The 13,726-nt window shown below is 52.1% G+C and carries 12 protein-coding genes; 9 read left to right on the top strand and 3 right to left on the bottom strand.

Translation table 11 applies throughout. The annotated features are described in order from the left end of the window. Window positions 1-114: 114 nt before the first annotated feature. From ylqF to topA, 4 genes are all read left to right on the top strand, one after another. Complete coding sequence (gene ylqF / locus HEQ50_RS00850; protein WP_168898577.1) at window positions 115-978, top strand: ribosome biogenesis GTPase YlqF; 864 nt, start codon at window positions 115-117, stop codon at window positions 976-978. Beyond that, window positions 968-1,756 (top strand): ribonuclease HII, encoded by a 789-nt coding sequence (locus HEQ50_RS00845; protein WP_168898576.1) that lies wholly within the window; start codon window positions 968-970, stop codon window positions 1,754-1,756. Before ylqF ends, HEQ50_RS00845 begins: the two co-directional genes overlap by 11 nt. A 27-nt stretch (window positions 1,757-1,783) precedes the next feature. Continuing rightward, the gene (dprA, locus tag HEQ50_RS00840; protein WP_168898575.1) at window positions 1,784-2,677 is read left to right on the top strand and encodes a DNA-processing protein DprA; all 894 of its coding nucleotides are present in this window, start codon (window positions 1,784-1,786) and stop codon (window positions 2,675-2,677) included. Between the two features lie 133 nt (window positions 2,678-2,810). Then, entirely contained in the window at window positions 2,811-4,922 is a 2,112-nt protein-coding gene (topA, locus tag HEQ50_RS00835; protein ID WP_168898574.1) for a type I DNA topoisomerase, read from the top strand. 187 nt (window positions 4,923-5,109) lie between these two features. Here topA and HEQ50_RS00830 read toward each other — a convergent pair whose 3' ends face one another. Both HEQ50_RS00830 and HEQ50_RS00825 read right to left on the bottom strand, forming a co-directional pair. After that, the gene (locus HEQ50_RS00830; protein WP_168898573.1) at window positions 5,110-5,796 is read right to left on the bottom strand and encodes a chloramphenicol acetyltransferase; all 687 of its coding nucleotides are present in this window, start codon (window positions 5,794-5,796) and stop codon (window positions 5,110-5,112) included. A gap of 38 nt (window positions 5,797-5,834) precedes the next feature. After that, the gene (locus HEQ50_RS00825; protein WP_168898572.1) at window positions 5,835-6,587 is read right to left on the bottom strand and encodes a DUF2087 domain-containing protein; all 753 of its coding nucleotides are present in this window, start codon (window positions 6,585-6,587) and stop codon (window positions 5,835-5,837) included. A gap of 320 nt (window positions 6,588-6,907) precedes the next feature. Here HEQ50_RS00825 and xerC point away from each other — a divergent pair, with 320 nt between their 5' ends. The 4 genes from xerC (at window position 6,908) to HEQ50_RS00805 (ending at window position 10,776) form a co-directional block, all read left to right on the top strand. Further along, window positions 6,908-7,816, top strand: coding sequence for a tyrosine recombinase XerC (xerC, locus tag HEQ50_RS00820; protein ID WP_211089147.1), 909 nt, complete (start codon window positions 6,908-6,910; stop codon window positions 7,814-7,816). 13 nt (window positions 7,817-7,829) lie between these two features. Then, window positions 7,830-8,372 (top strand): HslVU peptidase proteolytic subunit, encoded by a 543-nt coding sequence (hslV, locus tag HEQ50_RS00815; RefSeq protein WP_057732546.1) that lies wholly within the window; start codon window positions 7,830-7,832, stop codon window positions 8,370-8,372. 17 nt (window positions 8,373-8,389) lie between these two features. Beyond that, window positions 8,390-9,802: an ATP-dependent protease ATPase subunit HslU gene (gene hslU / locus HEQ50_RS00810; protein ID WP_168898570.1), complete on the top strand. Its 1,413-nt coding sequence runs from the start codon at window positions 8,390-8,392 to the stop codon at window positions 9,800-9,802. A gap of 98 nt (window positions 9,803-9,900) precedes the next feature. Next, on the top strand, window positions 9,901-10,776 hold the full coding sequence (locus HEQ50_RS00805; RefSeq protein WP_168898569.1) for an aldose 1-epimerase family protein: 876 nt from the start codon (window positions 9,901-9,903) through the stop codon (window positions 10,774-10,776). Window positions 10,777-10,838: 62 nt separating this feature from the next. Here the strand turns inward: HEQ50_RS00805 and plsY are convergent, their stop codons facing one another. Continuing rightward, window positions 10,839-11,462, bottom strand: a complete 624-nt coding sequence (plsY, locus tag HEQ50_RS00800) for a glycerol-3-phosphate 1-O-acyltransferase PlsY (RefSeq protein ID WP_168898568.1) — start codon at window positions 11,460-11,462, stop codon at window positions 10,839-10,841. Window positions 11,463-11,735: 273 nt separating this feature from the next. Between plsY and parE the strand changes: the two genes are divergently transcribed. Continuing rightward, on the top strand, window positions 11,736-13,712 hold the full coding sequence (gene parE / locus HEQ50_RS00795; RefSeq protein ID WP_168898567.1) for a DNA topoisomerase IV subunit B: 1,977 nt from the start codon (window positions 11,736-11,738) through the stop codon (window positions 13,710-13,712). Window positions 13,713-13,726 lie beyond the last annotated feature (14 nt).

Here is a 13,726-nt window from a genome sequence, read left to right as displayed (position 1 = left end):
GTGATCCTCTAGGTTTCCAACTGCCTCGGGCACATGACAAATCAAGGGTACATTCTAGTCATTTAAAAATTTAAAAAACGCTATAAACGTTGATATCACAAAGGAGAGAACACTATGAGCAACATTAACTGGTTCCCGGGGCATATGGCGAAGGCCATTCGGCAGATGGAGGAAAACATCCACCTGGTCGATATCGTCTTTGAACTCGTGGACGCGCGGATTCCCGCCGCCTCACGGAATCCCGAGGTCGCCCGAATCGCGCAACACAAGCCCCATTTAATTATTTTAACCAAGAAGGATCTCGCTGATCCGCAACAAACCGCGGCTTGGCTCAATTATTACCGCGCCCATCAGCAGGCCGCTATCGCCATTGACTCGCGGGCCAACGTGACGCCCAAGCAGATCACGAAGATTGCCTTGGACATTCTAGCGGATAAGTTGGCCGCCGAACAGGCCAAGGGCTTGAAAGAACGCCCGATGCGTGCGATGACGGTTGGGGTTCCGAACGTGGGGAAATCCACGCTGTTGAATCATTTGGTCAACCGTAAGGCCGCACAGGTTGGGGATACCCCGGGGGTCACCAAGGGGCAGCAATGGCTACGTTCCAGCAATCGTTTGGAGTTGCTAGATACCCCGGGCATTCTCTGGCCAAAGTTCAAGGATCAGGAAACCGCACAGAAATTAGCCTTAACTGGCGCGATTAAAGACAAGCTGTACGCTAAGGACGACGTTGCCCTGTACGCGCTTAGCTTCTTCCGTAAATACCACGCAGCGGCACTGCTGGAACGGTACCACCTGAACGATGCCGACCTTGATCTGAGTGATGTGGACCTGTTACTCAAGATTACGGCAAAAGTCGGTATGCGCGACGACTATGAACGGGCAAGTGAACGACTAATCTTAGATGCTCGGCGTAAGAAATTAGGCGGATTCACACTCGATCGGGCACCATTAGCTGGTGATTCCAGTGAGCAGTAAACAACCTAGCCTTGCCAGCCTCAAACGAGATTTGGCCGATCTGGCCGACCCCACTGACCCGCGTCTCGTCACGCTGGCGGCCGATTCACGCAAGGGGGCCCAACAGCTCCTTAGCCAGATTAAACGGCGCCTGGACAAGCAGGCGGCCGCTGAACGTGCTTTTCAGGAGCGACTCCACTACGAACGTGAACTCTGGGCCGCCGGGAAGCTGGTCGCCGGAATCGATGAGGTCGGTCGCGGTCCACTCGCCGGTCCGGTGGTGACCAGTGCAGTCATTTTGCCCGAAGACTTCGACATTCCGTTGGTCAACGATTCCAAACAGTTGACGCCCAAGGAGCGTGAGCGACTGTACCCACTGATTTTGGCCCAGGCGACGGTCGTTAGCGTGGGGATTGGCAGTAGTGATTTAATTGATCAGATCAACATTTACCAAGCAACGCGGGTAGCCATGCAGCGGGCCGTCCTGGGCCTAGGCGTGGCCCCGCAACATCTCATCGTAGACGCCATGCAGATTCCGGTTGATCTGCCGCAAACGCGGTTAATTAAGGGTGACGCGAAGAGTGCCAGTGTCGCCGCCGCCAGCATCGTCGCCAAGGTCTACCGGGACCACCTGATGGACACCTACGATCGGCTCTACCCCGGCTATGGCTTTAGGCATAACGCAGGTTATGGCACGGCCGAACATCTAGCTGGACTGGCCGATCGGGGCGTCACGCCTATTCATCGCAAAACTTTTTCGCCGGTTCAAAAAATAATTGACGCCCAATCACGGAGTTAGTCCTAAAGAGACTAGGAGGTTGTTGTGATGCAACTGACACTTCGTGATTTTTTCATGCGGCTAAACTTGGTACGCGGCATCGGTCAACGCACAGCCAATGCCTGTTGGCGCTGGCTCCTGATTCATCCCGAAATTCAACTCGTGGATTCGACCGTGGTCACCCAACTGGCGGAGGCGTTAGGGTTGAACGCAACGTTGACGGCGGCGTTACAGCTCGACCTATTTAGCCGAGAGACCAACGATACCGTCACGGAGAACCTAACGCACAGCGGGTGTCTCACAATTGCCGATGCCGCTTATCCCGAGCAATTGCGCGAGACCTACGCGCCGCCACTGGCCTTGTACTTTCTGGGCGATTTAAGGCGATTGCGGGGACCCCAGCTCGCCGTTGTCGGGTCTCGACATCCCACGGATTATGCCTTACGCGCCATGCGCCAGCTACTACCAGATGTGGTTGAGCAGCGCGTTTGCTTAGTGTCGGGATTGGCTCAAGGGGTGGATACGTTGGCCCATCAAGTCGCGCTCGCACATCGGGGCACAACGATTGCCGTCATTGGAACCGGATTAGATAGCTGTTATCCGGCGGCCAATCGGGAGTTGATGAAAATTTTGGCCCATCAACAATTAATCTTATCGGAATATCCGTGGGGCACCCCCGGCGCTCGTCACCATTTTCCAGAACGAAATCGCATCATCGCCGGATTGTCCCAGAGTGTCTTGGTCGTGGAGGCCGCACACCGCTCGGGGAGCCTGATTACGGCCAATATTGCCTTACAGGAAAATCAAAATGTTTTGGCCGTTCCGGGTACGATTGACGGCCAAAATTCCGTGGGAACCAACGAATTAATTCTGGCCGGTGCGAAACCAATCTTGAATTCTGAACATATAATGGAAGAACTTTTAGTTGACAAGTTACCCTAACTTGAAATACGATGAGTGGGATTATAGTGAAAAATTTAGCGAACAACGCGTTCGTCGTAAAAACAAGTACGTAGGCACCCGGGCTCGCACACAGCGGGACTTGGTTGCCTACCCACCGAGGGAGTAATGTCATTTGCCGACTAAGACAAAAGCGAAAGCTAGTACGAAAAAGCGGCGGAAACCGCAAAAGAAATTAGTTATCGTGGAATCACCGGCTAAAGCTAAGACCATTGAAAAATATTTAGGCCGCACCTATAAGGTTGTGCCTAGTCTCGGCCACGTCAGAGATTTACCTAAGAGTTCGATGGGAATCGACTTCGATAACAACTATGACCCACATTATATTTCCATTCGTGGTAAGGGTGATGTCATCAAGGGACTGCGATCCGAGGCTAAAAAGGCCAAGGCCGTCTACCTCGCATCTGACCCTGACCGTGAAGGGGAATCCATTGCTTGGCACTTGGCCCACATCTTGAATCTGGATGTGAACGACAAGAACCGGGTGACCTTTAATGAAATTACCAAGGATGCCGTTAAAGAGGCCTTTAAGACCCCGCGTTCTATCGACATGAATCTGGTTAATGCGCAACAGGCGCGGCGGATTTTGGATCGACTGGTGGGGTATTCCATCTCGCCGTTACTGTGGAAGAAGGTTAAGAAGGGGCTAAGTGCCGGTCGGGTACAGTCCATTGCCCTATCACTGATTCTGGAACGCGAAAAAGAAATTAAGGCGTTCCAACCGGAAGAGTACTGGACAATCGACGCTGATTTCAAAAAATCACGGCACACGTTTGGCGCCAGTTTCTACGGGCTTAACGGGAAGAAGGCGGGTCTGAAGGACAACGCCGCGGTCCAAGATGTCTTGGCCAAGCTCGATAAAAAGGGCGACTTTGACATCACCAACGTGGTACGTAAGGAACGGAAACGCTCGCCGCAACCTCCATTTACTACGAGTTCCATGCAACAGGACGCCAACCGGAAGTTGAACTTCCGGACGCGTAAGACCATGATGGCCGCCCAGCAGTTGTACGAAGGGATTAACCTGGGCAAGGAAGGCACGCAGGGGCTCATCACCTATATGCGGACCGATTCCACGCGGATTTCGACGATTGCAAAGCATGAAGCATCCACGTTTATTCATGAAAAGTACGGTGCCGAATACGCCGCCACCAAGCCCATCAAGGGGAAATTACCCGAAGGCGCACAGGATGCCCATGAAGCCATCCGGCCGACCTCCGTATTCCGGACGCCAGCCAGCTTAAAGGAACGACTGAACAAGGATCAATTCCGGTTATACCAGCTTATCTGGAATCGGTTTGTTGCGAGTCAAATGACCAATGCCGTGATGGACACCATGGCCGTGACGTTGGAACAAAATGGCGTAACGTTCCGGGCCAACGGGTCAAAGATGAAGTTTGAAGGGTTCTTGAAGATTTACAAGGACGGTAAGGAAAAGGATAACCTCCTACCCGACCTTGAGATCGGTGACCAAGTGAAACTGGCCAAGACCGATCCGGCCCAACACTTTACGCAGCCGCCAGCACGGTATTCCGAAGCCAATTTGATTAAGGCACTGGAAGAAAACGGTGTTGGTCGACCATCTACCTATGCCCCAACGTTGGATACGATTCAACGCCGTTACTACGTTAAATTGGTAGGACGACGGTTTGAACCCACCGAACTGGGTGAAATCGTGGATAAGATTATCAAGGACTACTTCCCCGACATCGTGGACGTTGGCTTTACGGCCGACCTCGAAGGTGAGCTCGATGGGGTTGAAGAAGGTAAGCAAGACTGGGTCAAGGTCATTGATGACTTCTACAAGCCGTTTTCAACCGAAGTCGAACATGCCGAAGATGCCATTGAGAAGATTCAGATTCGTGACGAACCTGCTGGCTTCGATTGTGACATTTGTGGGGCACCTATGGTCATCAAGATGGGCCGTTACGGGAAGTTCTACGCTTGTTCACGTTTCCCAGATTGCCGAAATACGAAGCCAATCGTCAAGGAAATCGGCGTCACCTGTCCCGTTTGCCATAAGGGTCAGGTCATCGAACGGAAGTCTAAGAAGAACCGGATCTTCTACGGATGTTCTCGCTATCCGGACTGTGACTTCGTGTCATGGGATAAACCAGTCGGTCGTGATTGTCCTAAGGATGGTCACTATCTGGTTGCCAAGAAGATTCGTGGCGGTGTTCAGATCGTTTGTCCAAACGGCGATTATGAAGAAGCACCACAGAAGTAACCAACAGTTTAAGCGATTTAAGACGGAGCCTGGGATAACTGTATCCCAGGCTCTTTTTGCGCAAATGAAAAGAGGCCTGAAATGCTTGTCTCAGACCTCTTCATCAAATTTAAGGCTGGTTTTACTAAAGGTTGAAAGTTCACGAACACGCTCCAGTCCCCAGCTGGTAAGGCTTATCACCATTAAATTAGTCATCACCCGATGCAGTCATCAGCCAAGTCTCTGGGTGATTGAACGCCGCTTGTACCTGGTTTAAGAATTGACTCACGTGGTAACCATCCGCGACCGCATGATGAATTGTTACCGACAGCGGCATTTGCCACCGTTGGTCGACCAACGTGTACCGACCCGCTTGGATCACGGGGAAAAACGTGTTTAGCGGCGTGAAGGGTAGCGGGGTGTAGCTGGTAAAATGGGTCCACGGGATACTGCCAATCATATAGGTGTTTTCACTTTGCGGGGCTTTGGGCATCGGCGAATGTTGGGCCCCATACGTTTCCTGATCCGTCAGATAATTGCGATAGAATTGCCGAAAGTCCGGATCGTAGGCCGTCCAAAGACTGGAAATACTATGATCGTCCGCGTGCATTACCGAGTAGGCGGGGTGAAGCACGGCGTATCGGACCAATTGCTGATCCTGGGTTCGCGCAATCCTGAATTCCGGGATCTGAGTGATGACCTTAGAGATGAGGTACAGGTAAGCGGCGTTAAATTTTAACTGCCGCGCCGCCAGCCAAGTCTTAGTCGTCGTGACGTCTATGTCCACGTTTAGGGTAAAGCCGGTCGGCATCATCTTGGTGAAATAGTAAAAATAGTCGCGACGAGACCAGTTCTGTTGGTCAATTGGGGTGAAGTCAGTATTTAAGTCGGTCATAATAGCTCCTTTAGCTTGTTCATGCAGTCATTTCTGCGTTAGATCTTATAATCGGAATTGCGCCAGTAGGCACGCCCACTGGTCGTTCGCTTGAGAAAACCATAATCCACGAGATAGCGCCGCAACAACGGATAGTCTGCGTAAATAGGCTTTAGACGGGCCGTCAATGCCGATTCCGTGAAACGCTGATCACTGGGGATAGTGGCGGCAACGGCTCTGAGAACAGCCAAGATTGGCTTTTGCTTCTTGGGCCAACGTTGTAACCGTAGTGGACTCATGGACGTAAAGTATTTCGCCAGCATCTGTTGGTACTCCGAGGTGGTCAAGGCAAATCGATCATCTTCCGCTCCACCTTGCTCCGGTAAGGTAATCAGGGCATCCTCGGCGGCGGGTTGATCAAAGACCCGATCGTAAATGGCCAGGTAAAGTTTCGCCCGTTTTGCCTTTTCCCGAAAAGTAAACTTTTGGTGCCGAATCGTTGCGGCGGCAACGCCCATTTCTCGTGCAATCTCGGCGTCCTTATTTCCGCTGGCAAAGGCAACGAGTAAGGCTTGTTGTTTCGCCGTTAACGGATTGTATTTGCTTGAGGTGTGAATTAAATCGGCCACGGCGTTGGGGTGGGCAGTGGTAAGATGCTGTCGAATCATTTCCGCAGCAGGGTAGAATTTACCGGCAACGGGAAAGACCTGAGTCGTCTCAAAGGTCGCCTCACAGTAATTACAAACGAAAGCGGTCTCGGTCTGATGCCAGCCCTGTTCAAGTTCGGTTAAAGTTAAATCGGTTAGAGCCATCGTGTATCCCTCCAGTGATTATCATCATACGTATGTTTATCATATTTGTCAACACAGTCATTAAATCAATTGGCTGATTTCGTTCGAATATAGCTGACAGTCATCTGATTTTTGTCTTCGACTCCAAGCCTCCGAATTAATTCTGTTTATTATAATCGTAAACGGATTATCAACCAATTATAGTCACAATCGGCACTCCATCAGCAGGGGGACTATCCGGGCGCCCATTTTTTGATGAGTTAGTTGAGTTTTTAGACCGCGTTTGCTAGCATTAACACGTACAGGAGGTGACAGCCGTGGCTTCAGCAGTCGAACAATTTATGACGTATCTGCAGGGGGAGCGGCAATACTCACCCGAAACCGTGAAGGCCTACCAGGAAGATCTGAGCGAATTCAGCCAGTTTCTTCGCGACAACGGCGGAGAGAAGCCCTGGACGCAGATTGATCAGCTGGACGTGGAGGTCTATCTCAGCAACCTCTACGACCGCCACTACGCGCGAACCAGTATCGCGCGGAAGCTGTCAACTCTGCGGTCGTTCTACAGCTTCTTGATGAGTAACGGTCTAGCCACGGATGATCCGTTCGCCTACATTCAGCTCAAGCATCACCAGAATCACCTGCCACGTTTCTTCTACGAACGGGAAATGACGGCGCTATTCACGGCCGCCGCGGGCAATGCCAATCGACAGTTGGCGACCCGAGATTCGGCGGTACTCGAGGTGCTGTATGGAACGGGTATTCGGGTCAGCGAGTGCGTCAACCTCACACTGCACGATATTGATTTTGATAATCGGATCATGTTGATTCACGGGAAGGGCAATAAGGAGCGTTACGTGCCGTTTGGCCACTACGCTAGCGATGCCCTGACGACCTATTTCACGGCCGCGCGGACGCCATTGATGACGCGCTACCAGCAACAGCACGACTTTGTCTTTATCAACGCGCACGGTGGTCAGCTGACCACGGCGGGGGTGACCTATTTGCTGAATCAGATCATCAAACGCAGCAGTCTCACCAGTGAGATTCATCCCCACATGCTGCGCCACACGTTTGCCACCCATCTTTTGAACAACGGGGCGGATCTGCGTTCGGTGCAGGAACTGTTGGGTCACAGCAGCCTGTCGACGACGCAAATCTATACACATGTGACGCGAGAGCACTTGCAACGCGACTATCGCCAATTCTTCCCGCGGGCGACTGAAGGTCACACGCACACGAAACAATCATAAGGAGATTATAATTATGCCAGTAAAATTTGAAGCAACGACCATCTGTGCGGTTCGGCACAACGGTCACAACGCAATGGCCGGTGATGGCCAAGTCACGATGGGCGAAAAGGTCATCATGAAGGGAACCGCCCATAAGATTCGGCGGATCTATAATAACCAAGTGGTCGTCGGCTTTGCCGGTAGTGTCGCCGATGCCTTTAATCTCGAAGAAAAGTTCGAAGGCCAACTCAACGAATACAGCGGCAATCTACAACGGGCAGCCGTCGAACTGGCCAAGCAGTGGCGGTCCGACCAAGCCTTACAAAAGCTCGAGGCCTTACTGATCGTCATGGACAAGGACGAGATGCTCCTGGTCTCCGGGTCCGGCGAAGTCATCGCCCCCGATGATGACATCCTCGCCATCGGGTCCGGCGGTAACTTTGCCTTAGCCGCCGCCACGGCCTTACACCACCACGCAACCGACATGAGTGCCAAGGAAATTGCCGAAAGCGCCATTCACATTGCCGGTGGGATCGATATCTTTACCAACGAAAACGTTATTTCTGAAGAACTTTAAAACTGGAGGACTGCACAGTGGACGCCATTAATAAAACACCTAAAGAGATTGTCGGCTTACTGGACCAATACGTCATTGGCCAGGATGAAGCCAAGAAGGCCATCGCCATTGCCTTACGGAACCGTTACCGGCGCATGCAGCTGGATGCTGCCATGCAAGAAGAAATTTCACCAAAGAACATGCTCATGATCGGACCAACCGGGGTTGGGAAGACCGAAATTGCGCGGCGGTTAGCCAAGATTGTGCATGCGCCATTCACCAAGGTCGAAGCCAGCAAGTTCACCGAAGTTGGCTACGTTGGCCGTGACGTGGAATCCATGGTTCGTGATCTGGTTGAAGTTTCCGTCGCCATGGAAAAGCAGGATCAATTTAAGAATGTTCGGACCGACGCGACCCAAGCCGCTAACAAGCGCTTGGTGAAGCTGCTAGCCCCCGCTAAGAAGAAGGAAAACAAGAACAACAACGACTTCTCGAACATGATGAACATGTTCTCCCAGATGCAAAATGGTCAGATGCCAACCGCACCGAGCGAACAAGAAGAAGTCACCGATGAAATCCGCAACGAACGGCTATCCTTGACGGAGCAACTCAACCAAGGCCTGTTGGAGAATCACACCGTTGAACTCGAAATGGACGATCCCCAACAAGCGAGTGCGACCGACAACAATATGCTGGGTCAAATGGGCATTGATCTGAACGATACCTTAGGGTCCATTATGCCAAAGAAGCGGATTAAGCGGACCGTTACGGTGGCCGAAGCCCGTGAAATCTTGGTCAGCGAAGAATCCGAAAAGTTGGTCAACAACGCCGATATCAATCACGATGCCATCAAGCGGGCCGAAAACACGGGGATTATCTTCCTCGATGAAATCGATAAGATTGCCAAGGGCAGTGGCCAAAATAGTGGCGACGTTTCCCGCGAAGGGGTCCAACGGGATATCCTGCCAATCGTTGAAGGAACACAGGTTAAGACCAAGTATGGGACCATCGATACCGACCACATTCTCTTCATTGCGGCCGGGGCCTTTGCTGAATCCAAGCCAAGTGACCTCATTGCCGAATTACAAGGTCGTTTCCCAATTCGGGTTGAATTAAACGACCTCAGCAAGCAAGACTTTGTCCGGATTTTAACGGAACCTAACAACGCGCTGATCAAGCAATACATTGCGTTGATTGGGACCGACAACGTCAAGGTGACCTTCACGATGGAAGCCATTGAACGCATTGCCGAATTGGCCTTCGAGCTCAACCATGAGAACCAAAACATCGGAGCACGGCGGCTACAGACGGTCCTGGAAAAGCTTCTGGAAGACCTGCTTTACGAAGGGCCTGACATGGGGACCGGTGACGTCACGATTACCGAAAACTACGTGAACGATAAGATTGGCGACATTGTTCAAAACAAGGACTTGTCACGGTATATCCTATAAACGGATCAGGGAGTCAGGACGGTTGTCTTGGCTCTTTTGCGTTGAATACGGTATGATAGGAGCAACTCGAACCAAAGTGAAGTGGGAGGACTTTTGTGATGATTACGTTGAAGAATGATTACCTGACCGTAGAGATTAATCCGCTGGGTGCCGAATTAACCAGCGTTAAGGATAACGAAAGCGGCTTAGAGTATATGTGGCAAGCCGATAAGGCCTACTGGGGCCGGCACGCCCCCATCTTATTTCCCATCGTCGGTCGATTGCAGGACAACCAGTATCGACTCGGCGGGCAAACGTACCACCTGACACAACACGGTTTTGCCCGTGATCGCACGTTTAACGTGATTGACCAGACCACCACTCAGGTGAGCCTTGAACTTACGGCAGACGACCAGACCAAGGCCCTGTACCCGCAAGATTTCATTCTGACGCTGTCCTATGAACTGGTTGATCATCAGCTCAAGGTCCAAGCGACCGTAACCAATCCGGCAACCACCCCCATGGTCTTTTCGTTTGGGGCGCATCCCGGCTTTAACGTGCCGTTCGGGGGGGCCGCTGCCGACTTCTCCGACTACCACGTGACCGTTTCGCCCAAGAAGACGTATCAACGCGTGCCGCTGGTGGGACCATACAGCGATACGACCCACAGCGTGCCGCTGGACCTTACGCAACCGCTAACCTTGCACCACGACCTATTCGATCACGACGCGCAGGTGCTAACGCTCGACAACCATGAGACGACGGTCATGCTGAGCACGCCAGCGGACGACCACGGTATCGCGCTGACGGTGGCGGCACCATACCTGGGAATCTGGTCACCGTATCCGAAGCAGGCGCCCTTCGTCTGTTTGGAACCTTGGTGGGGCCTCGCCGACGACGTCCAAGCCACGGGCGATCTGACCAGTAAGGTCGCCATTCAAACGTTGGCGGGCAAGGAAGCGTTCAACGCGGCATACGAAATCACTTATTTTTAAACAGACAGTGACACCATAAAAAGGCTCCCAGCGACAAAAGTCGTTGAGAGCCTCTCGTGTTCTTATTTAGCGTGACGTTTCCGATAACCATGCCCGAACGGCACCAGTGATTCCGTCCCGTTTTTGATCCGTTTGATGTTCGTCCGGTGCCGATAAAAGACGAAAATCGTGAGAATTAACGCAATTCCGGTCAAGTACCAGTCGTGAAAGCCCAGTGAAATCACCGTAATCAGTGAAAAGGCGATCATGCTAGCCAGACTAACCATGCTGGTCCAGTAGATGAGGCTGACCCACAAGCCAGCCGCAATCACGAACATAATCGGGTTGTAAGCCAGCAGCATCCCCGCCGATGTGGCAACCGCCTTGCCACCCTTGAAGTGGTCAAAGACCGATACGGTATGTCCCAGGACGGCAAACAGGCCAAATAGTAGGGGCGTTGCCGTTCCCAATACCGTGGTCACGTGTCCCCAGGTTGGTAGTAAGGTGGCCACGGTTCCCTTAGCGATGTCGAGAACCATCACCACGGTCCCTGCATAGGGGCCCAGCACTCGGTAGGTATTGGTCGTTCCGATGTTCCCGGAACCGGATTGCCGAATATCGGTATGGAAGAAGGTCTTTCCCACCCATACGCCATTGGGAATCGCTCCTAAGAGGTAGGCCACAATGAGTAACCCAATTAATTTCACACGTCATTCCTCCGCTCTTTCTCCCGGTACCGACCACCCCAGGGTGACCGGTACCACTAATAAGCTGTTCTATATTTTAGCATGTTTTAGTCGTTCCGCCAATTATATCAGGAAAGTCGCCAACTTTTAGTTTCCTGTGGTATGATAATGTGGTTACTGAAAACCCGCCCCATGCGATTTAAACGATTCATTTGAACATATGTTCGCATTGCGGTAAACTAAAGGGTATCGTAAAGTTAATTCGAAACTAGTAAAAGTAAAGGGGACTTACGCATGGCGAAAACACAACCTAAATACGACGATTCCTCTATTCAAGTCTTGGAGGGATTGGAAGCTGTCCGTAAACGTCCTGGGATGTATATCGGCTCCACTGACGGCCGGGGGCTTCACCATCTGGTCTATGAAATTGTCGATAACGCCGTTGATGAAGCGTTAGCCGGATACGGTAAGGAAATCAACGTGACTATCCACCAGGACAATAGTATTACGGTCGTGGATCACGGCCGGGGTATGCCAGTGGGTATGCACGCCTCCGGGTTACCCACGCCCGAAGTCATTCTGACGGTGCTACACGCCGGGGGTAAATTTGGCCAAGGCGGCTATAAGACTTCCGGTGGTCTACACGGTGTGGGGGCTTCCGTGGTTAACGCGCTCTCCAGCTCACTGACCGTCACCATTGTTCGCGATGGGGTGCGGTATCAAGAAAAATTTGCCAAGGGGGGCCACCCGCAAGGCACCCTCGAAAAGAAGGGCAAGACGCGGGCCCACAACGGGACGACCATCACCTTCAAGCCAGATAGCCAGATTTTCACCACAACGGTCTATAACTTTGGCACGCTGTCGGAACGTCTGCGTGAATCTGCTTTCCTACTGAAGGGCGTCAAGATCACGCTGACCGACGAACGCGAAGGCCAGGAGAAGGCCGAAGAATACCATTTTGAAGACGGTATTAAGGAGTTCGTGAGCTATCTCAATGAGGATAAGGATACCCTCGGTGACGTCATGTATTTCGATGGCAAAAAGGATGGTATCGAGGTTGAAGTAGCCGCCCAGTACAACGACGGCTATACGGAAAACCTACTGTCCTTTGTCAACAACGTCCGCACCAAGGACGGCGGAACCCACGAAGTCGGTATGCGCAGTGGGTGGACCAAGGCCTTTAACGAATATGCGCGCAAGGTGGGCCTACTCAAGGATCGCGATAAGAATCTGGAAGGAACCGACGTGCGAGAAGGCCTGTCAGCCGTGATCTCCCTGCGGATTCCAGAAAACCTCTTGCAATTCGAAGGCCAGACCAAGGAAAAGCTCGGGACGCCGGAAGCTCGGGCGACCGTGGATAGTATTATCAGTGAACAGCTGGGCTACTACCTCATGGAAAACGGGGACTTCGGGAAGATGTTGATTCGCAAGTCGACCCAGGCTCGTCAAGCCCGTGAAGCCGCGCGCAAGGCTCGTGACGAAAGTCGTAATGGCAAACGTCACAAGAAGCACGAACGCCTGCTGTCTGGTAAGCTGACCCCCGCGCAATCCAAGAATTCGGCGAAGAACGAACTGTTCCTGGTCGAAGGGGATTCCGCCGGTGGTTCCGCCAAACAGGGGCGTAACCGGAAGTTTCAGGCCATCCTGCCGTTGCGGGGGAAGGTCTTAAACACCGAGAAGGCCAAGCTGCCCGATATTATGAAAAACGAAGAAATTAGCACTATGATTTATACCATCGGCGCCGGGGTTGGGGCCGAATTTAACATTGAGGACGCCAACTACGATAAGATTATCATCATGACCGATGCCGATGACGATGGGGCACACATTCAGATTCTACTGCTCACCTTCTTCTACAAGTACATGCGGCCCATGATTGACGCCGGAAGGGTTTACATTGCCCTACCACCGCTGTACCGGATTAAGACGACCGGCAAGAAGTCGACGATCGAATACGCCTGGACCAATGACGAACTCGAGCAGAAGACCAAGAAGATTGCCAAGCATGGCTATAATCTCCAGCGGTTCAAGGGACTGGGGGAAATGGACGCCGAACAACTGTGGGACACCACCATGGACCCAGACAAACGAACCTTAATTCGGGTTCAAATCGATGACGCCGCTTTGGCCGAACGGCGCGTAACCACGTTGATGGGCGATAAGGTTGAGCCCCGGCGCAAGTGGATTGAAAATAACGTGCAGTTTACGTTGGAAGACGATAACACCAGCTTGCTGGAAGCTTCCGAATCCGCAGAATCAACGGATAAATAACCGGTGAAAGGAGC

Origin of the sequence: Lactobacillus sp. HBUAS51381, from assembly GCF_012641095.1 — a bacterium.
GTDB lineage: Bacteria > Bacillota > Bacilli > Lactobacillales > Lactobacillaceae > Levilactobacillus.
This window is presented reverse-complemented; position numbering and strand designations above follow the sequence as displayed.

What these genes read in the sequence shown, in the direction of transcription:
- HEQ50_RS00805 (WP_168898569.1), top strand. Translation starts at nt 9,901, where the DNA reads ATGATTACGTTGAAGAATGATTACCTGACCGTAGAGATTAATCCGCTG.
- parE (WP_168898567.1), top strand. Translation starts at nt 11,736, where the DNA reads ATGGCGAAAACACAACCTAAATACGACGATTCCTCTATTCAAGTCTTG.
- xerC (WP_211089147.1), top strand. Translation starts at nt 6,908, where the DNA reads ATGACGTATCTGCAGGGGGAGCGGCAATACTCACCCGAAACCGTGAAG.
- HEQ50_RS00825 (WP_168898572.1), bottom strand. Translation starts at nt 6,587, where the DNA reads ATGGCTCTAACCGATTTAACTTTAACCGAACTTGAACAGGGCTGGCAT.
- hslV (WP_057732546.1), top strand. Translation starts at nt 7,830, where the DNA reads ATGCCAGTAAAATTTGAAGCAACGACCATCTGTGCGGTTCGGCACAAC.
- HEQ50_RS00830 (WP_168898573.1), bottom strand. Translation starts at nt 5,796, where the DNA reads ATGACCGACTTAAATACTGACTTCACCCCAATTGACCAACAGAACTGG.
- ylqF (WP_168898577.1), top strand. Translation starts at nt 115, where the DNA reads ATGAGCAACATTAACTGGTTCCCGGGGCATATGGCGAAGGCCATTCGG.
- dprA (WP_168898575.1), top strand. Translation starts at nt 1,784, where the DNA reads ATGCAACTGACACTTCGTGATTTTTTCATGCGGCTAAACTTGGTACGC.